The sequence below is a fragment of the Sphingomonas gei genome (genome assembly GCF_004792685.1).
In the GTDB taxonomy this organism is placed as follows: domain Bacteria; phylum Pseudomonadota; class Alphaproteobacteria; order Sphingomonadales; family Sphingomonadaceae; genus Sphingomonas; species Sphingomonas gei.
In genome coordinates, this window is sequence record NZ_SRXT01000006.1 from 74,033 (window position 1) to 96,040 (window position 22,008).

Here is a 22,008-nt window from a genome sequence, read left to right on the forward strand (position 1 = left end):
GGGCGAAGCTGGCCAGCAAGGCGAGCTGCACCTTGACGGGCAGCGTATCGAACAGCGTCTCGAAGATGAACCCCCACATACGCGCTCCTAGTCGATCAGCGTGCCGCCCTTGTAGAGCGCCAGCACCTTGCCCTGGACCGGCAGGCGGTCGAACGGCGTGTTGCCGGCGCGCGCGACCATGCGCTCGGCTTCGATCTGCCACGGCGCGCCGGGATCGAGGACGATCAGGTCGGCGGGGCTGCCGGGGGCGAGCGTTCCGGAGGCGAGGCCGAGGACCTTCGCCGGGTTTGCCGCAAGCAGCGCGAACAGCCGTTCGATCGGGATCAGCCTGTCGCGCACCAGCCCGAGCGACAGCGCGAGCAAGGTCTCGGCGCCCGACATGCCGGGCTCGGCATCGGTGAACGGCAGGCGCTTGGCTTCGGGGCCGCGCGGATCGTGGCCCGAGGCGATGACGTCGATCGTGCCGTCCTTGACCGCGGCGAGCGCCGCCTGGCGATCGCCTTCGTCGCGGAGCGGCGGGGAAAGCCGCGCGTAGGTGCGGAAATCGCTGATCGCGATGTCCGACAGCAAGAGATGCGCCGGGGTGATCCCGCAGGTGACCGCGACGCCGCGGCGCTTCGCGGCGCGGATCAGGTCGAAGGCGGCGGCAGTGGTGACCTGGCGGAAATGGATCCGCGCCTGCGTCTCTTCGGCGAGCATCAGGTCGCGCGCGACGGCGAGGGCTTCGGCGATGGCGGGGGCAGCGGGGAGGCCGTGGCGGGTGGCGGTCTCGCCTTCGGTCGCGACCGCGCCCTCGGTCAGTCCGCTGTCTTCGGGGTGGACGACCACGACCAGCGCGCAATCGCGCGCATAGGCGAGCAACTTGCGCATCGTGCCCGAGGACGCGATCCAGCGGCGCCCGGTGGCCACCGCGCGCGCGCCGGCCGAGGCATTGATCGCCATCTCGCCGAGGTCGTTCCCCTCCAGCCCGCGCGTGGCGGCGGCGAGCGGGTGGACCCAGAGCGCGGGCTTGCCCGACAAGGCGGCGCGGCGGACGATGCCGGGATCGTCGAGCACCGGCGACTGATCGGGCATCAGCCCGACCCGCGCGATCCCGCCGGCGCGGCAGGCGGCCTTGTCGACCGAGAACACGCCGAGGTCGATCAGCGCGGGGGCGAGGGTCTTGCCGGCGAGATCGATGCGCTGGGCATCGGCGGGGATCTCGAAATCGCCGGTTGCGGCGATGGTCTCGCCGTCGACCAGGAGATTGCCGGCGGTCGCGCCGACGACCGGGCAGACGAGCTGCGCGTTGAGGAAAGCGGTTTTCATGCCCAGCCCTCGACGCCGCGCTCGGCGCGGGTGAGCACGTCAAGGCACGCCATGCGCACCGCGACGCCCATTTCGACCTGCTCGGTGATCGCGCTGCGGGTCGGGTGATCGGCGACCGAGGATTCGATCTCGACTCCCCTGTTCATCGGCCCGGGATGCATCACCAGCGCATCGGGCCGGGCGCGGGCCAGCCGCTCGGGGGTGAGGCCGTAGCGCATGTGGAATTCGCGGGTGGAGGGGATGTAGCCGCCCGCCATCCGCTCGTTCTGGACGCGCAGCATCATCACCACGTCGGCGCCTTCGAGCGCGGCGTCGAAATCGGTGAAGGGCTGGACATACATCCGCTCGATCGCGGCGGGCATCAGCGTCGACGGGGCGACGACGCGGACCTCGGCGGCAAGCGCAGTCAGCGCCAGCATGTTCGAGCGCGCGACGCGGCTGTGAAGGATGTCGCCGCAGATCACTACGCGCTGGCCGGCGACGCTGCCGCGGCGGCGGCGGATGGTGAGCGCGTCGAGCAGCGCCTGGGTAGGGTGTTCGTGCCAGCCGTCGCCGGCGTTGAGCACCGGGCAATCGACTTTCTGCGCGATCAGGTCGACCGCGCCCGAGCTCATATGGCGGATGACGATGACGTCGGCGCGCATCGCGTTGAGCGTCACCGCGGTGTCGATCAGCGTCTCGCCCTTCTTCACGCTCGACTGCGCGGCGTGCATGTTGACGACGTCGGCGCCGAGGCGCTTGCCGGCGATCTCGAACGACAGCAAAGTCCGTGTCGAATTCTCGAAGAACGCGTTGATCTGGGTGAGGCCTTCGAGGCGCTTGTCGCTCTTGGCGCGGCTGCGGTTGACTTCGACCCATTGCTCGGCTTCGTCGAGCAGGAAGACGATTTCGTGCGGCTGGAGCCCGGCGATTCCGGTCAGATGCCGGTGCGGGAAGGCGGCGCGGCCGGGTAGCTGCGCCGCGGGGCTGTGATCGGAGGCATGCATTAAAGCTGCGGCGTAGCGACGCGGCGGCGAGGGGGCAAGACCCGCAGATATCCGGCCGGCGTCACATGGTTGTCGGGAGGCTCGGGCATCCGCTACGCAGAGATCGGATTCGCCGAAGAGGGGGCAGATGTGTCGAGCCGGATTCGTGAAACGCTGATTCTCGTCCTGACGACGTTGATCCTGCCGCTGGCGGTATTGGGGCTGGGGATCTGGGAGCAGCAGCGCGCACCCGCGCAGCTGGCCGAGAACGCGGCCAGGCGCGCCGAGGTCGCGGCAGCGCTCGCCGACCTCGAGGCGGCGACGCGCGCGGCGAGCGCCGAAGGGAAGATCGCGTTCGATGCGCAAATCCGGATGGACGGCCGCGTCTATGTCGGCGAAGCGGCGGTGGGCCTCGCCCGAGAAGAATTGAGCCGGCTCGATCGTGCGACCTTCGTCGAGAATATCCGCAACACTCTGCCGCCGGTGGTGATCGTCTGCGCGGCCTTGGTCTTCGCGATTTCGCTGCTGTTGCTGCTCGGCTCGATGGCGTTGGGCTGGGCCGGCCGCCAGTCGCGCGACGCGCTGGAGCGCGGCTTCGGCCTCGTCCGGCGCGCGCTGCCGCCAGTGCTCGGCCTGCAGGTCGTGCTGACCGCCGTCGGCGTCGTCGCCGCTGTCGCCTTCGAAGCCGCGCCGCTGGCCGAGCTCGACAATCCCGGCACCGGCGACATGAAGCTGATGCTGATCGCGGTCGTCGTGATGGGATTCTCGCTGTGGACTGCGGGCAAGGCAGTGTTCAATCTGCGCCACACGCTGGCGCTGTTCGAGCCCGATCCGCTCGAGATCGACGGCCGCAGCGTCTCGCGCAGTGAAGCGCCGGGGCTGTGGCAATGGATCGACGGACTGGCCGATCGGCTGCGCGCGCTGCTCCCGGACCAGATCGTCGTCGGGTTGACGCGCGGCTTCTTCGTCACCTCTGGCCCCAAATTGCTGTCGCCGGGCGGCGAGCGGTTCGAAGGCCGCACGCTCTATCTGCCGCTGCCTTATCTGCCGCTGCTCCGCCAGGACGAGGCCGAGGCGATCATCGGCCACGAGCTCGGCCATTTCACCGGCGGCGACACCGAATACAGCCTGCGCTTCGTCCCGATCTATGCCGGGGTGAACCGCTCGCTCGCAGCGATGGTCCTCGCCGGACGGGGCGCGGATGGTTCGGACGGATTGATCACGCGTCCCGCGGTCGAACTCGGGCTGTTCGTGATGGAGCGGTTCGATCGCGCAGTGCTGCACTGGAGCCGGCTGCGCGAATTCGCCGCGGACGAGGCCGGCGCCCGCATCACCTCGCCCGAAGCGCAGGCGCGCGCGCTATTGCGGACCGACGCCGTCGAGGGCCGCATCGCCGAGACGCTGGGCGACGCATTCCACCATCCCGAGACGGCACCGGCCGATCTGGTCGCGGCGACGCTCGATCGGGCGTGGGAACATGGTCTCGACGATCCGTCAGGAATCGAGGAGCCGCCCCAGGCGCACCCGACCGACACGCATCCGCCCCGGCACCAGCGCCTCGCCGCTTTGGGGGTGACACCGTGTCCGGCGCTGCTCGCCGAAGTCACCGCGCCGCCCGCCGCGGACGCGATGGCACGGGTCCGGGCGCTGTTCGCCGCGCCGGACCAATTGTTCGGCGATCTGACCGCCGACTTCACCGGCGGCGCGCGCGAGGCGCACCGCGCGCATCGCGAATCGCTGGAAACCGCGGCAGCTGCGGTCGACGCCGAGGCCATGCTGGTCTGCGACAGCACCAAGGCCGGAGGATGGGCGCTTACCGTCGGCGGCGTGATCTTCGCGGCGATGGCGATCGGGGTGAAGCTCCAGGAGGCGCAATTCCCCGAGGGCGCCAATCTGATCGCCGGGGGCGCCGGCCTGGTTGCGCTGGTCTTCCTCGTCGTCGGGGCAAAGTTGCTGATTCGCGGCGAGAAGCCCTTCGTCACGCTTCACCCGGATACGCTGGTGCTCGACGGAGTCGATCGGCCGCTGTCGTGGCGCGAAATCGAACAGGTCGGCTATCAAGTGGTCGGCGGCGCCGCCAACAGCAACGGGTTGCGGTTCAGCGTGTTCCTGACCTCCGACGCGGCGCTGCCTGGGCGCGCCAAGGGGTTTCGGCGCGCCAAGATCAGCCGCAAGCAGCACAAGGTCGAGATCGCCTCCCGGCGCTTGCGCAACAAGATGACCGCGCAGGCCTTTGCCGAGCTGATCGAGCGGTATCGGATGGCCGACCATGCGCGCTGGGTTCTGGAGCAGCAGGACGCGGGCGCGGCGCATATCGACACTCAGCCGGGCTGAACGCCCCTCCCTTGCAGGGAGGGGCGTTCGATAGCACAACGCCCCCTCAAACGTTGACGAGCCCGTCAATCGCGCCCTGGAGGATGTGCGCCGCGGCCATGTTGTCGATCATGTCGGCACGGCGGGCGCGGCTGAAATCCTGTTCGATCAGCGTGCGCTCGACCGCCACGGTCGACCAACGCTCGTCGGAGAGCAGGATCGGCAGGCCGATATCGTCGAGGTTGCGGGCAAAGGCGCGAGTCGACTGGGTGCGTGGACTGTCGGTGCCGTCGAGATTGAGCGGCAGGCCGATGACGAGGCCCTTCACCTGCTGCCTGGTGATCAGCTCGGCCAGCGCTGCCTTGTCCTTGGTGAATTTGGTGCGGCGAATCAGCAGGGCTGGGCTGGCGAAGCTCCAGCCGGCGTCGCACAAGGCCGTGCCGATCGTCTTGGTGCCGACATCGAGCCCGAGCAGGCGCCCGCCCGAAGGCAGCGCGGCGCGGAAGTCGGCGGGGAGGGTGGTAATCACTTGCCGTACGCCGCCAGCCGCCGCTCGGCATCCTGGCGCACGTTCGCCCAGAACAGGCTGTAGTCGAACACATGGTAATTGTTGCCCGGCAGGACATATTGGCCGAAATCGGGCGGGTCGTTCCCGATCGTGAGGAAGCCGCGGCCCTCGCAGCGGGCGGGTACTCGGCCGGCCACCAGCTGCGCCGACTGGAAGTTCGCGTCGGGGATCAGCGTGCCGAGATTGGCCTCGGCGGGGGCGGCGTCGCCCGGCTGACCGGTAATCGGATTGGTGCAGACCATCGGCGTGCCTGCGCGCGGCTTGCCGGTGAAGCCGGTGGTCGCGTCGAACGTGTCGACGATCAGCGATGGATCGGCGGGCTCGGAGAAGCTCTGCCAGGACAGAATGCACCCCGCCTGGTCGGCGCGTGCGCAGGCAGGGAGGCCCATTTTGGGGAGATCTGCGGAGATCGAGACCGGCCAGCCGACGACATAGGCAGCGACGATGCGCTTCGCGATCGGCTTTCCGGCGATCCGATCGACGAGCAGGCGCGACAGATGAAGCGCGCCCTGGCTGTGGCCGGCGAGGATGATCGGCCGCTCGCCCGCCTCGGTGACGAACTGGTCGAAGGCAGTCAGGACGTCGCGATAGGCGAAATCGAGTGCCTGCCGCGCGCTCGCCTTGCTGGTGAGGAAGGCGCCGAAGGTGGCCTGACGATAGCGCGGCGCCCAGATCGCGCCGATCGAATTGAACGCACTCGCCTGGCCGCGCAAGAACAAGGCGGCGCGGTTGTTGGCATCCTGATTGTCGAGCGGGGCGTTCCACGTCGTCGTGTCGACGAACGACGTCGGATGGACGAAAAACACCGCGGCGGGCGGTTTGGTGGCGGGGGCATAGCCCTGCGGCGTCCACGAAGCCGGGTTGCCCGGCTTGTCGGGCCGCGCGATCCACATGTCGGCATGGGCATAGGCACCGCGTTCGGGCGGGGCGAGCGCCACCACCTCGCCCGAAGGCACCATGGTCCGCCGCATTATCTCCACGCCGTAAAAACGATAGGCAAAGAGCGCGGCGAGCGCGAGCACGACGAGGACGACGACGAGATAGAGGAACTTACGGGCCAAGCACGCTCTCCGTTGTGCGAGCGGCATCGGGGTGAGGTCGCTGCAACCCGCGTTCCTGTCGCGCACGCCTGTCGCGGATGCAACTGCGTTGACACGCCGGCGGGCGACGCATTCGAACAGCAATGCTTGAAGGCCGGGGGCGCGGCTGATAGTCGCGCCGTCATGTCCGTAGATACTGCAACCGTAAAGAAAGTGGCTAGCCTCGCCCGGATCGCGATCAGCGATTCGGATGCCGAGCGCCTTGCGCCCGAGCTCAACAACATCCTTGGCTGGATCGAGCAATTAAGTGAGGTCGACACGTCGAGTGTCGAGCCGACCACGGCGGTGATCCCCAACACGCTGCGCCTGCGCGAGGACGTGGTGACCGAGGGCAAGCAGCGCGACGCCATTCTCCAGAACGCGCCGCAGGGCGAACACGGCTTCTTCACCGTGCCGAAGGTGGTCGAATGATGACCACAAACTCCACCGTTCGCCCTGAGCTTGTCGAAGGGCAGCTCTCCACCAGCGTTACCGCGCGCGGCACCCCGTGCTTCGACAAGCTCAGCACGAACGGGGAAGTTAAGTGACCGACGTAACCGATCTCGGCATTGCGCAGCTGCGCGACGGCATCCGCCTGGGGACCTTCTCGGCGCGCGAAGTCGCCGACGCGTTCGTGGTCAAGGTGAGCAAGGCGAAGGCGCTCAATGCGTTCATCGTCGAGACCCCCGACCATGCCCTCGCCGCAGCCAAGGAGGCGGACGCCGCGCGCGCCGCGGGCGAGACGCTCAAGCCGCTCGCCGGTGTGCCGATCGGCATGAAGGATCTGTTCGCCACCAAGGGCTTCCAGACCACCGCCGCTAGCCACATCCTCGAGGGCTTCAAGCCGGTCTACGAATCGACTGTGTCGCAGCGGCTGTGGGATGCCGGCGCGGGGATGCTCGGCAAGCTCAACATGGACCAGTTCGCGATGGGCTCGTCGAACGAGACCAGCTATTTCGGGAACGTGATCTCGCCGTGGCGGCGCGGCGGCGGCGACAATGCCCCGCTGGCACCCGGCGGCTCGTCGGGCGGCTCCTCGGCGGCGATCGCGGCGCGGATCGTCCCCGGCGCGACCGGCACCGATACTGGCGGCTCGATCCGCCAGCCCGCGGCGTTCACCGGCATTTCGGGGATCAAGCCGACCTATGGCCGCTGCTCGCGCTGGGGCGTGGTGGCGTTCGCCTCGTCGCTCGACCAGGCCGGGCCGATGGCGCGTTCGGTCCAGGATTGCGCGATCCTGCTCGAGAACATGGCCGGGTTCGATCCCAAGGATTCGACGTCGCTCGAGCTGGCGGTGCCCAAATGGGAAGCCAGCCTGTCGGGCAGCCTGCGCGGCAAGAAGATCGGCATTCCCAAGGAATATCGTGTCGACGGCATGCCCGCCGAGATCGAGGCCTTGTGGCAGCAGGGCGTGGACTGGTTGAAGGACGCTGGCGCTGAGGTTGTGGAAGTGTCGCTTCCGCACACCAAATATGCGCTGCCGGCGTATTACATCATCGCGCCGGCCGAGGCTTCGTCCAACCTCGCGCGCTATGACGGCGTGCGCTACGGACTGCGCGAACTGGCGGAGGGCCAGAACTTGCAGGACATGTACGCCGCCACCCGCGCCGCCGGCTTCGGCGAGGAGGTCAAGCGGCGGATCCTGATCGGCACCTATGTGCTCTCGGCAGGGTTCTACGACGCTTATTACACCCAGGCGCAGAAGGTGCGGACGCTGATCGCGCGCGATTTCGAGAATGCCTGGACCTATTGCGACTTGCTGCTCACCCCGACCGCGCCGAGCGCCGCGTTCGCGCTGGGCGACAAGGGCGATCCGCTGGCGATGTACCTGAACGACGTCTTCACCGTGCCGAGCTCGCTCGCGGGGCTGCCGGCGATGTCGGTGCCCGGCGGGCTCGACAAGGGTGGCCTGCCGCTCGGGCTGCAGATCATCGGCAAGCCGCTCGACGAGCAGGGCGTGCTCGACGCCGGGCTGGCGATCGAGGAGCGCGCGGGCTTTACGGCGCGGCCGCAGAGCTGGTGGTGACGATCGGCGCAGCGCTGCTCCGCTGAGCGCGGAGCCGTCGGCGAGTCCAGCATCGCACCGGCGTGTCGATCCAGCGCGTCGCTGCCCATGAGACCGCGAGCGTGACGAGGACGAGCGCGGCGAGACCGATGACGCCCGACGCGCCGATTTGCTCGGTGGGAAGCAGCATCGTCGCGAACTGCACCACGGGCTGGTGGAGGACGTAGAGTCCGTAGGAGAGGCCGCCCAGCCCCGCGCCGATGCGTCGGGACAGCGGCGTCGTGTGCGCATTTGCGCCGAGCAGCACGAGCAAGGGGAAGAACAGGGTGGCGGCGATGAAGTCGTAGGCGGCGCCGAACGCCCATTCTGTCGCCGGCGCGAATATTGCGAGCAAGGCCAGGCCGATGAGCCAGTCGGGCAATGCGGCGATTCGCGTCGGGAAGCGGGAATGCAGCCAGCACAGCGCCACGCCGGCGAAGAAGCCATAGAGCACGCGAAAGCCGCCGCCAACGAAATCGCTCCACCGCGGCCCCGCGTCGAGCGATCCGAGCTGCTGCGCCGTAGTCGCCAGCAGCAGCGCGCCGGTCAGCAGCATGGCCGGCAGCAGCGGGCCCCGCAGCCGGAAAGCGACGAGCGCGAGTACCAGGTTTGCGAGCAACTCCCACAGCAGCGACCATGCCGGATAGACGAACGGGAAAAGGTTTATGCCCGTTGCCGGATCGGGCGGGGCGGGGAGGAACAGCAGGTTCGCGCCCAGCGCGATCGCCCAGGTGCCCACAGGCGTGCCGTTTGCCAGCGCGATCGCCGCGGCGAGCAACGTAGCCAGCAGATAGAGCGGATAGAGCCGGATCAGCCGATCGAGCAGGAAGCGTGCTTGTCCCTCGCCTTGCGACAGCCGCGGCCACCAGGCCCGCGCCAGCACGAATCCACTGAGCACGAAGAACAGGTCGACTGCGAGATAGTCGCGCGGCAGGAAGCCGACTTCGTCGCCCGGCCACGGAAAATGCCGCGTGACGATCGCCAGCGCCGCCAATCCGCGCAGGAGATCGAGTGCGATTAGGCGGTCGGTCTGCGGCGCGTCCATCGCTCGCCCGATTGCCACAAAGTCAGTTAACAAAGCGGTGCCGAGGGTGCTGGCGGCGAAGGGCCGGCTCGTGCTAGCGGGGCCACATGAACGATTCCAGCTACCGCATCCACGGCGACACCGGCGAATGGGAGGTCGTGATCGGCCTCGAGGTGCACGCGCAGGTCACCTCCAACGCCAAGCTCTTTTCGGGCGCGTCGACCGAATTCGGTGCCGAGCCCAACAGCCAGGTTTCGCTGATCGACGCGGCGATGCCCGGCATGCTGCCGACGCCGAATAAGGAATGCATCCGCCAGGCAGTGCGCACCGGAATGGCGCTGGGCGCGGTGATCAACAAATATTCGCGGTTCGACCGGAAGAATTATTTCTACGCCGATTTGCCGCAGGGCTATCAGATCAGCCAGCTCTACCACCCGATCGTCGGCGAGGGGCGGCTCGAGATCAGCCTCGACGAGAAGGACCCCGAGGCCTTCACCAAGGAAATCGGGATCGAGCGCATCCATATCGAGCAGGATGCCGGCAAGCTGATGCACGACCAGCATCCGACGCGGAGCTATGTCGATCTCAATCGCGCGGGCGTCGCGCTGATGGAGATCGTCAGCCGGCCGGACATGGCTTCGCCCGCCGAGGCAGGGGCGTATGTCAAGAAGCTGCGCTCGATCCTGCGCTATGTCGGCAGTTGCGACGGCAACATGGAAGAAGGCTCGATGCGCGCCGACGTCAATGTCAGCGTGCGCAAGCCGGGCGACGAACTCGGCACGCGTACCGAGACCAAGAACGTCAATTCGGTGCGCTTCGTGATGGCGGCGATCGAATATGAGGCGCGGCGCCAGGTCGAGGTTCTGGAGAGCGGCGGGCGGATCGTCCAGGAGACGCGGCTGTTCGACCCCGATCGCGGCGAGACGCGGTCGATGCGCTCGAAGGAGGACGCACACGATTATCGCTATTTCCCCGATCCCGACCTGCTGCCTCTGGTGCTCGACGACGCGTTCCTCGACGCGTGCCAGGCGAGCCTGCCCGAACTGCCCGACGCCAAGCGCCGCCGCTACGAAAGCGATCTCGGGCTGAGCGCGTACAATGCCGCGGTGCTCACTGCCGATGCCGAGACCGCGCGCTGGTTCGAGGCGCTGCTGGCCGAATCGGCGCGGGTGCAGGCCAAAGGCGAGCAGGAAGTCGCGCGGCCGGCGGCGAACTGGCTGATCTCGGACCTGTACGGCGCGCTCAACCGGCTCAGCAAGGATCTGGACGAGAGCCCGGTGAGCCCGGTGCAGGGCGCCGAATTGCTGGCCTTGGTCGCCGATGGGACAATCTCGGGACCGCTGGCCAAGCAGGTGTTCGAGATCATGCTCGACACCGGCGACGGCGCTGGCAAGATCGTCGAGGATCGCGGGCTCAAGCAGACCAGCGACACCGGCGCGATCGAGGCGGTCATCGCCGAGGTGCTCGCGAAGAACCCGAACCAGCTCGAGCAGTATCGCGGCGGCAAGGAGGCGTTGTTCGGCTTCTTCGTCGGCCAGACGATGAAGGCGATGGCGGGGAAGGCCAATCCCGCGGTGGTCAACGAGTTGTTGAAGAAGGCGTTGGCGGGGTAGGGGAAGGCAGCTTGCGCCCCAGTCGCAGACGTTCAGGTTGATCACCTAGCTTCCCAAATCAGCCGTTCGGAAAACGCAAGGTTTCGGCTCAAATTAGGTCGAATGCTGAGTAACATTATTGAGATTGCAGCGGAAGCGCAGGCCTTCTTTCTAATAACATTAGCCACGACTGCACTCTGGGTGTAAACTTTGTGGTATTCTGGAGGTTAAGCGATATGCAGTTCGAACGCTGTGTAGGGGCTGCGTCAGCTCACATTAGATTGCCTGATGTTAGTCAAACTATTGATCAGAAAGACGACTTTTTGATCGATGCGGTTTCGAAAGGTCTTTGTGCGATTGCGTCGTCTGGACTACCGACTCAGCTGGCCGTGACTCTGTTACACACTCATTTCGCGCTCTCCGACTCGGAAATCTTGGTCGAGTTCGCGACGGAAACTGGTTTCGTCATTAGACCAGTCCCGCTCGGTCCAATGACTTCCGCTATGCAGCTTGCTCCTTGCGCGTGGCGGGTTCATTCTACTTACGAACTAATCCCGCTCGTTTGGCGGCCTGCTTGTGAGATCCAGGTGCCGCTTACCAAGCTTGTCGATGCTCTGCGCAGGGTAATGCTAGCCCTAGCTCCTTTCCGCGATGTTGTTGGCGTTTCCCTTAGACGCCACGATTGGGATAGCGATACGATCGCTCTAGAGAAGACGGATCTGTCGCGACGTGAGTTTGTGTCTTCGTATGTTAAGGAATTACACGGTCCCCGGATGAACCTAACAACAGCATGGTTTCTCGATGATCCAGCCGATTACCCGCTGGTAGCAGGTAAATACTTCTGCCAAGTACGAAGTCTAAGTGCTTGCGAGCTTGAGGAGCAAGGTGGGGAGTACGGCGGATATTACCATGTCCAGGTAGACAAGGGTTCGGAACACGTCTCGGTCTATATACCGGGCTAAACAGAATTTAGCGCGATGAACTTGCAATCGGCTGGTTTCTGTATTCAGTTGACCAAGACTTGTTACATCTCGTTCCCGGCACCTTGTAGCGTCATCTCGGTTGTACGCCTGATCCGATCCTGCCGGGCACCTCCGTTGGACCATTGTCAGCAACTGGGGACAGCGCAGTCGCTACGCTCGGATGGACGAACGTTCGCTTATGGACGTTCGCTTCGACAAAGCGGACCGATAGCAAACCACCCCATTCTCGGACATGCTTGTAATGTAGGATTTCGCGTGACAGCATCGTCAAGTTCTTTGACATCGTAATGCCCATTCTCATCGTGCTCGTGCGAAAGCAGGAGTATGGCTGCTTGGTTTGACATCATCCTGAATTCTGCCAGGGCCCGAAAAGCGGCCGTCAGGACCATGCGCATAGCGTGACCTTAGTGTGACCTTCGGCAGCGCTCCACGCGAATCCGGACATTCCCACGCCGCGCTCGATGGCCTAGGATCGGTGTGCCCATAATCGCGAGGATCCCATGCGCCGCCTGCTGTTTATGTTGCTGAGCGTGCTATCGGCGCCCTCCTTGGCGCAGACGACCCCCGCCGCGCCCGCCAATCCCCGCGTCGCCTTCGAAACCAGCGCCGGACGCTTCGTCGTCGAAGTCGAGGCGGCCAAGGCCCCGATCACCGCGCGTAATTTCCTGCGCTATGTCGATCAGAAGCGGCTCGACGGGATCGTCTTCTACCGCACCGTGAAGGTCCAGGACCGTTTCGGCTTCGTCCAGTTCGGCGTGCAGAATGCACCGGCGAAGATGCTTCCGCCGATCAAGCACGAGCCGACCAGCCAGACCGGCGTCATCCATGTCGACGGCGCGATCTCGATGCCGCGGCTGGCGCCGGGGAGCGCGCGCGGCGAGTTCACGATCAGCGTGGGCGCGCAGCCTTCGTTCGACGCCGATCCGACCAAGCCCGGCGACAATCTCGGCTATGCCGCATTCGGCCGCGTCGTCGAGGGAATGGGCGTGGTGCTGAAAATCTTCGACGCGCCGACCTCCCCCACAAAAACGTTGCAGGGCAGCTTCAAGGGCGAGGTTCCGTTGGCGCCGGTGAAGGTGCTGAGCGTGCGGCGGGCGGCTGCCTAGCGCGGGCGCCGGTCGAGGTAGAGAAAGGCGGGGTCGAATTCGGCGATGCTCCGCAACCCGGCAAGGTCGGCGATCTTCACGCGGGCGCTGCGGAACTCGACCAGCCTTCGCTCGCGCAGCTCCTTGAGCACGCGGTTCACGTGGACCGAAGTGAGGCCGAGGCACTCGGCGAGCTGGACCTGGGTGAGCGGCAGCCGATATTCGGCTTCGGTGGCGAGGCCGACGATGCCGAGGCGGACCTGAAGCTCGCAGAACAGATGCGCGGTGCGCTGGAGTGCGTTGCGGCGGCCGAGCGAAACCTCCCATTCGCGGTGAATCGCGGCGTCGAGATTGGTCGAGAACCACAGGACGCGCGCGAGATGCGGGTGCTGCTCGGTGATCCGCTTGAGTTTCTCGTGCGGCACCTGCACGATTTTCGCGGGGGTCAGCGTCATGACGTTGTGGTCGAGATGCTTGAGCGTGAAGCTGTGCAGATCGGCGAAGTCGCCGGCGACATGGAGTTCGGTGATCTGCCGCTCGCCGTCGCTCAGATCCTTGTAACGGCCGAGAATGCCTTCGAGCAGCAGCGTCGAGCAATTGAGTTCGTCGCCCGCCGTGATGAAAGTGTGATCGGCGGGATAGTCGATCACCTGGCCCTGCGCGTCGTGCAGCGCCTGCTCCTCTTCCGGGCTGATGTCGTCGCGGACGCGCAGCTTCATCAGTTGCTTGTCGATCATGCGTCCTCCCAGCCGGACGAATCGTCCAACCTGAGCTCTACCGCCTCTCGGAACGGCAGCGTTAGGACAATCGATCCCTGCTGGTCGGCGATTTCGATCCGGCCCTTGAGATCGATCAGCCCGGCGGACTTGAGCTCGTCGCTGAGGATCGATCGCACGCTTTCCGTGGCTTTGCGGCGTGCCGCGGCGAGGTCGGGGAATTCCTCGCCTTCATGATCCCCGACGAAGCCGGTGCCGTTGATGATGTTCAGATAATAATGCGTCATCGCAGGCGTGATTCCCCCATGCTGCGTCCCATTTCTTTTCGGCGCCGGCAGCGCGGCTTCAGGCGGTGGGCTGCCCCGGGCTGGTGGCCGGATCGCCGCCCGGCTGCGGCGCGGGCACGTCGATGTCGGGGGCGGGCGGGGTGTATTCGGGTTGCGGCGTGGTCGGCTGGGCCGGTTGCGGCGTGCCTGGATTCTCGGAAGGGGTGGGCTCGGGGGCGGCGGGGATCGGGGGTTCGACGGGCATGATGGGTCTCCTTCTCCCCTTCTGAACGCCGCGCGGTGCCTGCAAGTTGCTTCGCGACTTGCCCCGCCACCCATGACTGCTATAGAGCCCGCCGACCGGCGGTGCCCCTGCGGGCGTGGCGGAACTGGTAGACGCGCCAGATTTAGGTTCTGGTATCGAAAGGTGTGGGGGTTCGAGTCCCTTCGCCCGCACCAGCACCGCCGCTCTTGATCAGCGTTTCGGCGCCGCGATCCCATTCTAGTTGGAAGCCTGAAGAATGCAGACTGTCGAGACGTTGAACGAAGGCCTGAAGCGGGCCTACACGCTCAAGATCACCGCCAAGGACATCGACTCGAAGGTCGACGCCGAAGTGAAGCGGGTTGCCCCGCAGGTCCGCATGCCCGGCTTCCGCCCCGGCAAGGTTCCCGCCAATCTCGTGCGCAAGATGCATGGCGAGGCGATGGCGCAGGACGCACTCAACAATTCGATCCAAGAAGGCGTGCAGAAGCTGCTCGTCGAGCACAAGCTCCGCCCGGCGATGCAGCCTTCGGTCAGCCTCGAGGGCGATTACGCCCCCGGCGCCGATGCCGAAGTCAAGGTCGAGCTCGAAGTGCTCCCCGACGTGCCGACGCCGTCGATCGAGGGACTCAAGCTCGAGCGCCTCACCGTTCCCGCCGATGACGCCGCGGTCGACGAGCAGCTTCAGCAGCTCGCCAGCAACCAGAAGGGCTGGGACGACGCCGCCGAGGGTTATGAAGCCGCGACCGGCGACCAGGTTACCATGGACTTCGTCGGCAAGACCGCCGACGGCGTCGCGTTCGAAGGCGGCACCGGCGAGGGCATGGCGGTCGAGATCGGCTCGGGCCGCCTGATCCCGGGCTTCGAGGACCAGCTGGTCGGCGTCAAGGTCGGCGACGAGAAGCAGATCAACGTGACCTTCCCGGCGGATTACGGCTCGAAGGATCTCGCCGGCAAGCCCGCGACCTTCGATCTCAAGATCACTGCAGTGAAGACCGCCGGCGAGACCAAGATCGACGACGATTTCGCCAAGCAGCTCGGCCTGCAGGACCTCGAGCAGCTCAAGGGCCTGCTCAAGGGTCAGATCGAGCAGCAGCTCAATGGCCTCACCCGCACCTATATGAAGCGCAAGCTGCTCGACCAGCTCGCCGCGGGGCATGACTTCCCGGTGCCGCCGTCGATGGTCGAGGCCGAGTTCGACCAGATCTGGCACCAGCTGATGCACGAGACCGAGCACGAGGCCGATCCCGAGGCGGCGAAGGCCGAGCTCGAGGCCGAGCGCGACGATTATTTCAAGATCGCCGAGCGCCGCGTGCGCCTGGGCCTGTTGCTCTCCGAGATCGGCACTGCCAATGGCGTCGAAGTCTCGCAGCAGGAGATGAGCCGGCTGGTGGCGCAGGCCGCGCAGCAATACGGCCCCGAGGATCGCCAGCGCTTCATGCAGTACGTCCAGCAGGAGCCGATGGCGGCCGCCCAGCTGCGTGCGCCTCTGTTCGAGGACAAGGTCGTCGACTATCTGTTCGACAAGGCCGAGATCAGCGACCGCGAAGTGACCCGCGAGGAGCTCGAAGCCGCGATCGAGAGCGACGAGGGCTTCGACACCGGCACGCACAGCCACGATCACGACAATCACAAGCCCAAGGCCAAGAAGGCTTCGAAGAAGTCCGCCGCGGCCGAGCCTGTCGAGGGCGAAGCTGCTCCGGCTGAGGCCGCTGCGCCGGCCAAGAAGGCGGCCAAGCCGAAGAAGGTCGAAGCCGCCGATATCGAGCCCGCCGCACCCGGCGACGAGCTGGTCCAGGCCGAGCCGGTGAAGAAGGCGGCGACCAAGAAGGCGCCGGCTGCCAAGGCTGAAGCGGTGGACGCTGTGGCGGATGAAGCTCCGGCCAAGCCCGCCAAGAAGGCCCCGGCGAAGAAGAAGACCGAGGGCTGAACCACTTTCCGTTCGCCCTGAGCTTGTCGAGGGGCCGTTCTTTCTCTCTAACGTCGGTTGAAGAGGAAGGGCGGGGCTTCGACAGGCTCAGCCCGAACGGGGTGGGGGAATATGGCCGGCTCTAGCCCGCGCATCGCAGTGCTGCTGCCCTGCTACAACGAGGAAGCGGCGATCGCGCAGACGGTCGCCGGCTTCCGCGCGGCATTCCCGACGGCCGCGATCCACGTCTACGACAATAACAGCCGCGACCGCACGATCGAAGTCGCGCGCGCCGCGGGCGCGATCGTCCGCAGCGAGCGGATGCAGGGCAAGGGCAATGTCGTGCGGCGGATGTTCGCCGATATCGACGCCGACATCTATGTGATGGCCGATGGCGACGCGACCTATGATGCCAGCGTCGCGCCGGCGATGGTCGAGCGGCTGATCGGCGAGGGGCTCGACATGATCGTCGGCACGCGCGTCCACGAGGCGGCGGAGGCCTATCGGCGCGGGCATGTCCTGGGCAATCGCGCGATGACCGGCCTGCTCGCGCGATTGTTCGGGCGCAGCTTCACCGACATCTTCTCGGGCTACCGCGTGTTCTCGCGGCGCTTCGTCAAGAGCTTCCCGGTGCTCTCCTCGGGGTTCGAGATCGAGACCGAGATCAGCGTCCACGCGCTCGAGCTCAAGATGCCGGTGGGTGAGGCCGAGACTCGCTATTTCGCCCGGCTCGAAGGCTCGGCATCGAAGCTCAACACCTATCGCGACGGCTTCCGCATCGCGAAGACGATCGCGGTGCTGTATCGGATCGAGCGGCCGATGCTGTTCTTCGGTTTCATCGCGATGGTGTTCGCGATGATGGCAGTGCTCCTCTCGATCCCGCTGGGCATCACCTATCTGAAGACCGGGCTGGTGCCGCGCTTCCCGACCGCGATCCTCGCCACCGGGCTGATGATCCTCGCCTTCCTCAACCTGTTCACCGGGCTGATCCTCGACACCGTGGTGCGCGGACGGCAGGAGATGCGGCGGCTTGCCTATCTGGCGCAGCCGGGGCCGTTCAGCGACTGACCGCCGCGGCTCCGCGTAACCGCTGCCGCGCGCGGACCACCGCCTCGGCGGCGAGGAAGACGAGCAGCGGCCAGACGATATAGCTGTAGCGCGGCACCGGCTGGACGATCGCATAGGGCGACGCCGCCAGCGCGACATAGGTCGCCAACAACCAATAGCCGCGGCGCCTGCGCGCAAGGCCGAATGCGAGTCCGGCGAGCCCGACGATGCTCGCCAGCCCGATGATCAAAGCGCGGAGATGGCGCGCTTCGTTTCCACTGCTGAAATGGAATTGCCAGGGGCGTGGCACGAAGAACTCGCTGAGGTGCGTGGCGCTGAGTTGCACGAACGCGAGCGGGTGCGCGGCGATCCATGCGCGCGCCTCGGCGCCGAGCGCGGCCGAATAAGCGCTTTCGCCGCCGGCGGCGCGCAGCGCGATGCGTGCGGCGGGGCTGTGATAGGGATGCACTTGCAGCAGGCGCTGCGCGAAGGTCTCGTCCGGATGTGCACTATTCACTGCGGCGGGATGGTTGGCGATCGCGAGTTCGAGGCCGAAATTGCTGCGCAGCGGAATGGGAGTGCCCATCACTGCGGCGTTGCGCAGCATCCAGGGCGCAACCAGCAGCGCCAGTGCAGCTGCCGAAGCCGCGCCTAGCCCGAGGGCCCGGTTCCATCCGAGCCGGACTAGCGCGACGAGCGCCCAACAGGCATAGGTGCCGAGCCCGGCGGCGGGGCTGAGGAAGAAAGTGAGCGCGGAGAGCGCTGCGGCGGCGAGGATGAGCGGAGCCCCTGCTTTCTGGGCGGCATCGACGTGCAGGATCAGCAAGAGGTTGAGCGCCGCGAGCGCCAGTGCCGATGCGCCTTCCCAATAGCGGAAGTCGATCGTTTCCTGCGGCGCGAACACCGGCAGCAGGCAGAGCAAGGCGGTTCCGCAGCGGACGGCAAGGGGATCCATGTCGAGCGTGATCGCCAGCCGGCGGAGCAGCAGATAGGCGGCGAAGGTCTGCGCTAACGACCAGGCGAGGAGCGCGAGATTGGCGGGGATGCTGCCCGCGCCGAACAGCCAGAACAGCGCGCCGGCGGTGCCGGGACTGATCGGCAGCAGATGCGCGGTCGGGCCGTAGCCCTGGTAATAGGCGTCGGCGAAGCTGCCGGTGCGGGCGAGCGCCAACGCGACTCGCGTCGCCTCGCCGGCGCCATAGAAGCCGCTCAGCCCGTCGTCGCGCGCGGCGAGCAGAAGGAGGCGCAGCAGCAGGCCGGCGCCGAACACCAGCAGCAGGAAACGGCGTTCGGTTAGGCGGGACCCCATCCTGCATCGCTAGCGCAACTTGGTGGGTATTTCCTTAGCGACGCGCGAACGCCCTTCGCCGAGCCGTAAGCAAGTGCAGTGCTCCTGCGAAAGCAGGAGCCCAGGCGTAGTTGCGTACTCCGCCATCCTGGGCTCCTGCTTTCGCAGGAGCACTGAGTTGAAGTTCAGTCGACTCCCCGCCGTCACCCCGGCGCAGGCCGGGGCCCAGAGTCAGAACCGTGTCGCCCGGGGCTCTGGATCCCGGCCTTCGCCGGGATGACGAAATAGAGGAGGAGGGCGAGTCCTCAACCCAGCCGAATCAAGCTCTCGGCGCTCGCGACGATCGCATCTTCGTTCGATCGCGGCGCCCAGCCGAGCACCCGGCGGGCCTTTTCGTTGCTCGCACGCGCCTTGATCCCGAGCCGCGGCACTGCCTCGCGTGCCAGCGGGTTGAAGAGTGCGAGCAGCCGGATCAGCCAATCGGGCAGTTCGTGCTTGGGCACCTTGGCCGCGGCAGCCCCGAGCCGCGTCCGCAGCACCATCGCCATGTCGTGAAACGACATCGCATCGCCGGCCACTGCGAGGAAGCGCTCCCCCGCCGCGGCGGGATCGGTCATCGCGCGCAGGTGTAGATCGGCGACGTCGCGCACGTCGACCGCGCCGAGATAGAGCCGCGGGGTGCCCGGCATCCGGCCTTCGAGCATCGTCTTGACGAGGAAGACCGAGGTGGAGAGGTCGCCGTTCAGCGCCGGACCAAAGATGCCGACCGGATTGACCACGGCCAGTTCCATGCCTTCTCCCTCGCGCGCGACGAACTCCCATGCGGCGCGCTCGGCGAGGGTCTTGGACTTCATATAGGGCTGGACCGCGGGACCGTCGGGATCGGTCCAGTCTTCTTCGGTGTAGGGCGTGTCGCTCTGGCCATGACCATAGCCGATCGCTGCGAAGGACGATGTGACGACGACTCGCTTGACCCAGGCATCGCGCGCCGCGCGCAACACCCGCAAGGTGCCTTCGCGCGCGGGGCGGATCAGTTCGTTCGCGTCCTTGGGCTGCGCCGGCGGGAAGGGGGAGGCGACGTGGTGGACATAGTCGCAGCCCGCCACTGCCTCGGCCCAGCCCATGTCCTTCTCCAGATCGGCCGCGAAGAAGGAGAGGCGGTCGCCAGCGTCCGCGCCGGCCCGGGCGAGCGTCGCGCGTACGTCGGGCTCTCGTGACATGTTGCGGACAGTAGTGCGCACGCGATGCCCCGCCGCCAGCAGCTGGAGGATGACATGGCTTCCGACGAAGCCCGAGCCGCCTGTCACCAGGACCGTATATGTCGCCATCGTAACGATGTGGGAATTCGGCGCGGCGCGTGCAATGCTGGTTCGACCGGTGGGCCGCTGCCGGAGGTTTACCGCGTTCCCCCCTTGCGCGGTGTTGCCCGAGCGCCGATGTAACGGAACGGGCAAAACAGACACAAGAGACATCCCAGCATGCATCCGCTTTCCGGTCAGATGACCATTGATCCCGTTACCGGCGGTCTCGTTCCGATCGTCATCGAACAGTCCAGCCGCGGCGAGCGCAGCTTCGACATCTATTCGCGGCTGCTGCGCGAGCGCATCATCTTCGTAACCGGCGGAGTCGAGGACCATATGGCCTCGGTGATCACCGCCCAATTGCTCTTCCTCGAGTCCGAGAACCCGAAGAAGGACATCTGGATGTACATCAATTCGCCGGGTGGCGTGGTCACCGCCGGCATGGCGATCCACGACACGATGCAATATATCCGTCCGCGCGTCGGCACGGTGTGCATCGGCCAGGCGGCGTCGATGGGCAGCTTCCTGCTCGCATCGGGCGAGCCGGGCCTGCGCGTGGCGCTGACCAATTCGCGCATCATGCTGCATCAGCCCTCGGGCGGTGCGCAGGGCATGGCCTCGGACATCGAGATCCAGGCTAAGGAGATTCTCCGTATTCGCGCGCGGATGAATGCGCTTTATGCCAAATATACCGGCCAGCCGCTCGAGCGGATCGAGCAGGTCATGGACCGCGACAGCTTCTTCGAAGCCGACGAGGCCAAGGCTTTCGGCGTGGTGGACGAGGTGTACGACAAGCGGCCGCAGCCGACCGAAGACGCAGCAGCTGCTTAAGATTATTGGATTATAGCCGTCCGTGGGGCGTTCCCCGGACGGCACAAACCGCTTGCTGCGGGCGGATTATGGATTGCCGGACGGGAACCCGCGTGTAGGATGGCGGGTAGTGGCTACGCGTCCGGCGCGTAAAGGATGGATTTAATGACCAAGCTCAGCGGTGGCGACTCCAAGAGCACGCTCTATTGCTCGTTCTGCGGCAAGTCGCAGCACGAGGTGCGCAAGCTCATTGCCGGACCGACCGTGTTCATCTGCGACGAGTGCGTCGAGCTCTGCAACGACATCATCCGCGAAGAGACCAAGTCGGCACTCGTCAGCAAGAAGGACGGCGGCGTCCCCACGCCGCAGGAAATCTGCGACGTGCTCGACGATTACGTGATCGGCCAGAAGCAGGCCAAGCGCGTGCTCTCGGTGGCGGTGCACAACCATTACAAGCGGCTCAACCACGGCGCCAAGGGTGCCGATGTCGAACTCGCCAAGTCGAACATCCTGCTCGTCGGCCCGACCGGTTGCGGCAAGACCCTGCTCGCGCAGACCTTGGCGCGGATCCTCGACGTGCCGTTCACCATGGCCGATGCGACGACGCTCACCGAAGCCGGCTATGTCGGCGAGGATGTCGAGAACATCATCCTCAAGCTGCTCCAGGCCAGCGACTATAATGTCGAGCGGGCGCAGCGCGGAATCGTCTATATCGACGAGATCGACAAGATCAGCCGCAAGGCCGAGAACCCGTCGATCACCCGCGACGTTTCGGGCGAGGGCGTCCAGCAGGCTTTGCTCAAGCTGATGGAAGGTACCACAGCGTCGGTGCCTCCGCAGGGCGGGCGCAAGCATCCGCAGCAGGAATTCCTCCAGGTCGACACGACCAACATCCTGTTCATCTGCGGCGGTGCGTTCAGCGGGCTCGAGAAGATCATCGGCGATCGTCTGCAGGGCAAGTCGATCGGTTTCGGCGCCTATGTCGCCGCGCCCGAGGAACGCCGTACCGGCGAAGTGCTGCGCTCGACCGAGCCCGAGGATCTGCTCAAGTTCGGGCTGATCCCCGAATTCGTCGGCCGTCTGCCGGTGATCGCGACGCTCGAGGATCTCGACGTCGACGCGCTGATCAAGATCCTGACCGAGCCGAAGAACGCTTTGGTCAAGCAGTATCAGAAGCTGTTCGAGATGGAGGGCGTCAAGCTCAGCTTCAACGACGACGCGCTGATCGCGATCTCGAAGAAGGCGATCGAGCGCAAGACCGGCGCGCGCGGGCTGCGCTCGATCCTGGAGGCGATCCTGCTCGACACGATGTTCGACCTGCCCGGCATGGACGGCGTCGACGAAGTGATGATCGACAAGGACGTGGTCGAGGGCCGCAAGGACCCGGTCCGCGTCTTCGCCAAGAAGGAAAAGACCGGCAGCGCCGCCTGATCCTGTTGCCGAAACAC

General features: G+C 66.1%; 19 protein-coding genes and 1 tRNA gene. 10 read left to right on the top strand and 10 right to left on the bottom strand.

All coding sequences use genetic code 11. The features are described 5' to 3' along the window. Positions 1-87: 87 nt before the first annotated feature. Both E5A73_RS15275 and E5A73_RS15280 read right to left on the bottom strand, forming a co-directional pair. Entirely contained in the window at positions 88-1,308 is a 1,221-nt protein-coding gene (locus E5A73_RS15275; RefSeq protein ID WP_135964711.1) for a dihydroorotase, read from the bottom strand. Further along, positions 1,305-2,294 carry an aspartate carbamoyltransferase catalytic subunit gene (locus E5A73_RS15280; RefSeq protein ID WP_135964712.1) on the bottom strand — a complete coding sequence of 330 codons (990 nt, stop codon included), beginning with the start codon at positions 2,292-2,294 and terminating at the stop codon, positions 1,305-1,307. Before E5A73_RS15280 ends, E5A73_RS15275 begins: the two co-directional genes overlap by 4 nt. Positions 2,295-2,423: 129 nt before the next feature. On the opposite strand from E5A73_RS15280, the gene E5A73_RS15285 reads away from it, so the two are divergent. Then, the gene (locus tag E5A73_RS15285; protein WP_135964713.1) at positions 2,424-4,607 is read left to right on the top strand and encodes a M48 family metallopeptidase; all 2,184 of its coding nucleotides are present in this window, start codon (positions 2,424-2,426) and stop codon (positions 4,605-4,607) included. A gap of 46 nt (positions 4,608-4,653) precedes the next feature. On the opposite strand, the gene ruvX is transcribed toward E5A73_RS15285, so the two are convergent. Together ruvX and E5A73_RS15295 are read right to left on the bottom strand one after the other, a co-directional pair. Continuing rightward, positions 4,654-5,115 carry a Holliday junction resolvase RuvX gene (ruvX, locus tag E5A73_RS15290; RefSeq protein ID WP_135964714.1) on the bottom strand — a complete coding sequence of 154 codons (462 nt, stop codon included), beginning with the start codon at positions 5,113-5,115 and terminating at the stop codon, positions 4,654-4,656. Beyond that, complete coding sequence (locus tag E5A73_RS15295; RefSeq protein WP_135964715.1) at positions 5,112-6,215, bottom strand: DUF3089 domain-containing protein; 1,104 nt, start codon at positions 6,213-6,215, stop codon at positions 5,112-5,114. The genes ruvX and E5A73_RS15295 overlap by 4 nt, the downstream gene beginning before the upstream one ends. Before the next feature lie 162 nt (positions 6,216-6,377). Between E5A73_RS15295 and gatC the strand changes: the two genes are divergently transcribed. Then, on the top strand, positions 6,378-6,665 hold the full coding sequence (gene gatC, locus E5A73_RS15300; protein ID WP_135964716.1) for an Asp-tRNA(Asn)/Glu-tRNA(Gln) amidotransferase subunit GatC: 288 nt from the start codon (positions 6,378-6,380) through the stop codon (positions 6,663-6,665). 112 nt (positions 6,666-6,777) lie between these two features. Next, positions 6,778-8,259 (top strand): Asp-tRNA(Asn)/Glu-tRNA(Gln) amidotransferase subunit GatA, encoded by a 1,482-nt coding sequence (gene gatA / locus E5A73_RS15305; RefSeq protein WP_135964717.1) that lies wholly within the window; start codon positions 6,778-6,780, stop codon positions 8,257-8,259. On the opposite strand, the gene E5A73_RS15310 is transcribed toward gatA, so the two are convergent. Then, entirely contained in the window at positions 8,231-9,322 is a 1,092-nt protein-coding gene (locus E5A73_RS15310; protein ID WP_135964718.1) for an acyltransferase family protein, read from the bottom strand. The genes gatA and E5A73_RS15310 overlap by 29 nt on opposite strands. Positions 9,323-9,408: 86 nt before the next feature. Here E5A73_RS15310 and gatB point away from each other — a divergent pair, with 86 nt between their 5' ends. Together gatB and E5A73_RS15320 are read left to right on the top strand one after the other, a co-directional pair. Further along, entirely contained in the window at positions 9,409-10,914 is a 1,506-nt protein-coding gene (gene gatB / locus E5A73_RS15315; protein ID WP_135964719.1) for an Asp-tRNA(Asn)/Glu-tRNA(Gln) amidotransferase subunit GatB, read from the top strand. A gap of 1,462 nt (positions 10,915-12,376) precedes the next feature. Further along, on the top strand, positions 12,377-12,982 hold the full coding sequence (locus E5A73_RS15320; protein WP_168355947.1) for a peptidylprolyl isomerase: 606 nt from the start codon (positions 12,377-12,379) through the stop codon (positions 12,980-12,982). Here the strand turns inward: E5A73_RS15320 and E5A73_RS15325 are convergent. From E5A73_RS15325 to E5A73_RS15335, 3 genes are read right to left on the bottom strand one after another with little or no spacing between them, the layout of a single operon-like run. Further along, entirely contained in the window at positions 12,979-13,698 is a 720-nt protein-coding gene (locus E5A73_RS15325) for a Crp/Fnr family transcriptional regulator (protein ID WP_135964720.1), read from the bottom strand. The two genes, E5A73_RS15320 and E5A73_RS15325, sit on opposite strands and share 4 nt — an antisense overlap. Continuing rightward, a complete protein-coding gene (locus E5A73_RS15330; protein ID WP_135964721.1) occupies positions 13,695-13,964 on the bottom strand; it encodes a DUF6894 family protein in 270 nt (89 codons plus the stop codon). Before E5A73_RS15330 ends, E5A73_RS15325 begins: the two co-directional genes overlap by 4 nt. A gap of 58 nt (positions 13,965-14,022) precedes the next feature. Next, entirely contained in the window at positions 14,023-14,208 is a 186-nt protein-coding gene (locus E5A73_RS15335) for a hypothetical protein (RefSeq protein ID WP_135964722.1), read from the bottom strand. 109 nt (positions 14,209-14,317) lie between these two features. Here E5A73_RS15335 and E5A73_RS15340 point away from each other — a divergent pair. From E5A73_RS15340 to E5A73_RS15350, 3 genes are all read left to right on the top strand, one after another. Then, positions 14,318-14,402, top strand: a tRNA-Leu gene (locus tag E5A73_RS15340). Between the two features lie 62 nt (positions 14,403-14,464). Continuing rightward, a complete protein-coding gene (tig, locus tag E5A73_RS15345) occupies positions 14,465-16,135 on the top strand; it encodes a trigger factor (RefSeq protein WP_135964723.1) in 1,671 nt (556 codons plus the stop codon). 111 nt (positions 16,136-16,246) lie between these two features. Further along, positions 16,247-17,182 (top strand): glycosyltransferase family 2 protein, encoded by a 936-nt coding sequence (locus E5A73_RS15350; RefSeq protein WP_135964724.1) that lies wholly within the window; start codon positions 16,247-16,249, stop codon positions 17,180-17,182. Here the strand turns inward: E5A73_RS15350 and E5A73_RS15355 are convergent. Both E5A73_RS15355 and E5A73_RS15360 read right to left on the bottom strand, forming a co-directional pair. Beyond that, positions 17,172-18,470: a hypothetical protein gene (locus E5A73_RS15355; protein WP_135964725.1), complete on the bottom strand. Its 1,299-nt coding sequence runs from the start codon at positions 18,468-18,470 to the stop codon at positions 17,172-17,174. The genes E5A73_RS15350 and E5A73_RS15355 overlap by 11 nt on opposite strands. A 284-nt stretch (positions 18,471-18,754) precedes the next feature. Further along, positions 18,755-19,777, bottom strand: coding sequence for an SDR family oxidoreductase (locus tag E5A73_RS15360; RefSeq protein WP_135964726.1), 1,023 nt, complete (start codon positions 19,775-19,777; stop codon positions 18,755-18,757). A 150-nt stretch (positions 19,778-19,927) separates the two neighbouring features. Here E5A73_RS15360 and E5A73_RS15365 point away from each other — a divergent pair, with 150 nt between their 5' ends. Both E5A73_RS15365 and clpX read left to right on the top strand, forming a co-directional pair. After that, complete coding sequence (locus tag E5A73_RS15365) at positions 19,928-20,581, top strand: ATP-dependent Clp protease proteolytic subunit (RefSeq protein WP_135964727.1); 654 nt, start codon at positions 19,928-19,930, stop codon at positions 20,579-20,581. Between the two features lie 144 nt (positions 20,582-20,725). Continuing rightward, positions 20,726-21,991, top strand: a complete 1,266-nt coding sequence (clpX, locus tag E5A73_RS15370) for an ATP-dependent Clp protease ATP-binding subunit ClpX (protein ID WP_135964728.1) — start codon at positions 20,726-20,728, stop codon at positions 21,989-21,991. Positions 21,992-22,008 lie beyond the last annotated feature (17 nt).

Bases quoted from the DNA above. Each gene is read 5' to 3' on its own strand.
- E5A73_RS15360 (WP_135964726.1), bottom strand. From the start codon at position 19,777: ATGGCGACATATACGGTCCTGGTGACAGGCGGCTCGGGCTTCGTCGGA.
- E5A73_RS15310 (WP_135964718.1), bottom strand. From the start codon at position 9,322: ATGGACGCGCCGCAGACCGACCGCCTAATCGCACTCGATCTCCTGCGC.
- gatC (WP_135964716.1), top strand. From the start codon at position 6,378: ATGTCCGTAGATACTGCAACCGTAAAGAAAGTGGCTAGCCTCGCCCGG.
- E5A73_RS15330 (WP_135964721.1), bottom strand. From the start codon at position 13,964: ATGACGCATTATTATCTGAACATCATCAACGGCACCGGCTTCGTCGGG.
- E5A73_RS15335 (WP_135964722.1), bottom strand. From the start codon at position 14,208: ATGCCCGTCGAACCCCCGATCCCCGCCGCCCCCGAGCCCACCCCTTCC.
- gatB (WP_135964719.1), top strand. From the start codon at position 9,409: ATGAACGATTCCAGCTACCGCATCCACGGCGACACCGGCGAATGGGAG.
- E5A73_RS15355 (WP_135964725.1), bottom strand. From the start codon at position 18,470: ATGGGGTCCCGCCTAACCGAACGCCGTTTCCTGCTGCTGGTGTTCGGC.
- E5A73_RS15320 (WP_168355947.1), top strand. From the start codon at position 12,377: ATGCGCCGCCTGCTGTTTATGTTGCTGAGCGTGCTATCGGCGCCCTCC.
- E5A73_RS15365 (WP_135964727.1), top strand. From the start codon at position 19,928: ATGCATCCGCTTTCCGGTCAGATGACCATTGATCCCGTTACCGGCGGT.
- tig (WP_135964723.1), top strand. From the start codon at position 14,465: ATGCAGACTGTCGAGACGTTGAACGAAGGCCTGAAGCGGGCCTACACG.
- E5A73_RS15275 (WP_135964711.1), bottom strand. From the start codon at position 1,308: ATGAAAACCGCTTTCCTCAACGCGCAGCTCGTCTGCCCGGTCGTCGGC.
- E5A73_RS15280 (WP_135964712.1), bottom strand. From the start codon at position 2,294: ATGCATGCCTCCGATCACAGCCCCGCGGCGCAGCTACCCGGCCGCGCC.
- E5A73_RS15350 (WP_135964724.1), top strand. From the start codon at position 16,247: ATGGCCGGCTCTAGCCCGCGCATCGCAGTGCTGCTGCCCTGCTACAAC.
- clpX (WP_135964728.1), top strand. From the start codon at position 20,726: ATGACCAAGCTCAGCGGTGGCGACTCCAAGAGCACGCTCTATTGCTCG.
- E5A73_RS15325 (WP_135964720.1), bottom strand. From the start codon at position 13,698: ATGATCGACAAGCAACTGATGAAGCTGCGCGTCCGCGACGACATCAGC.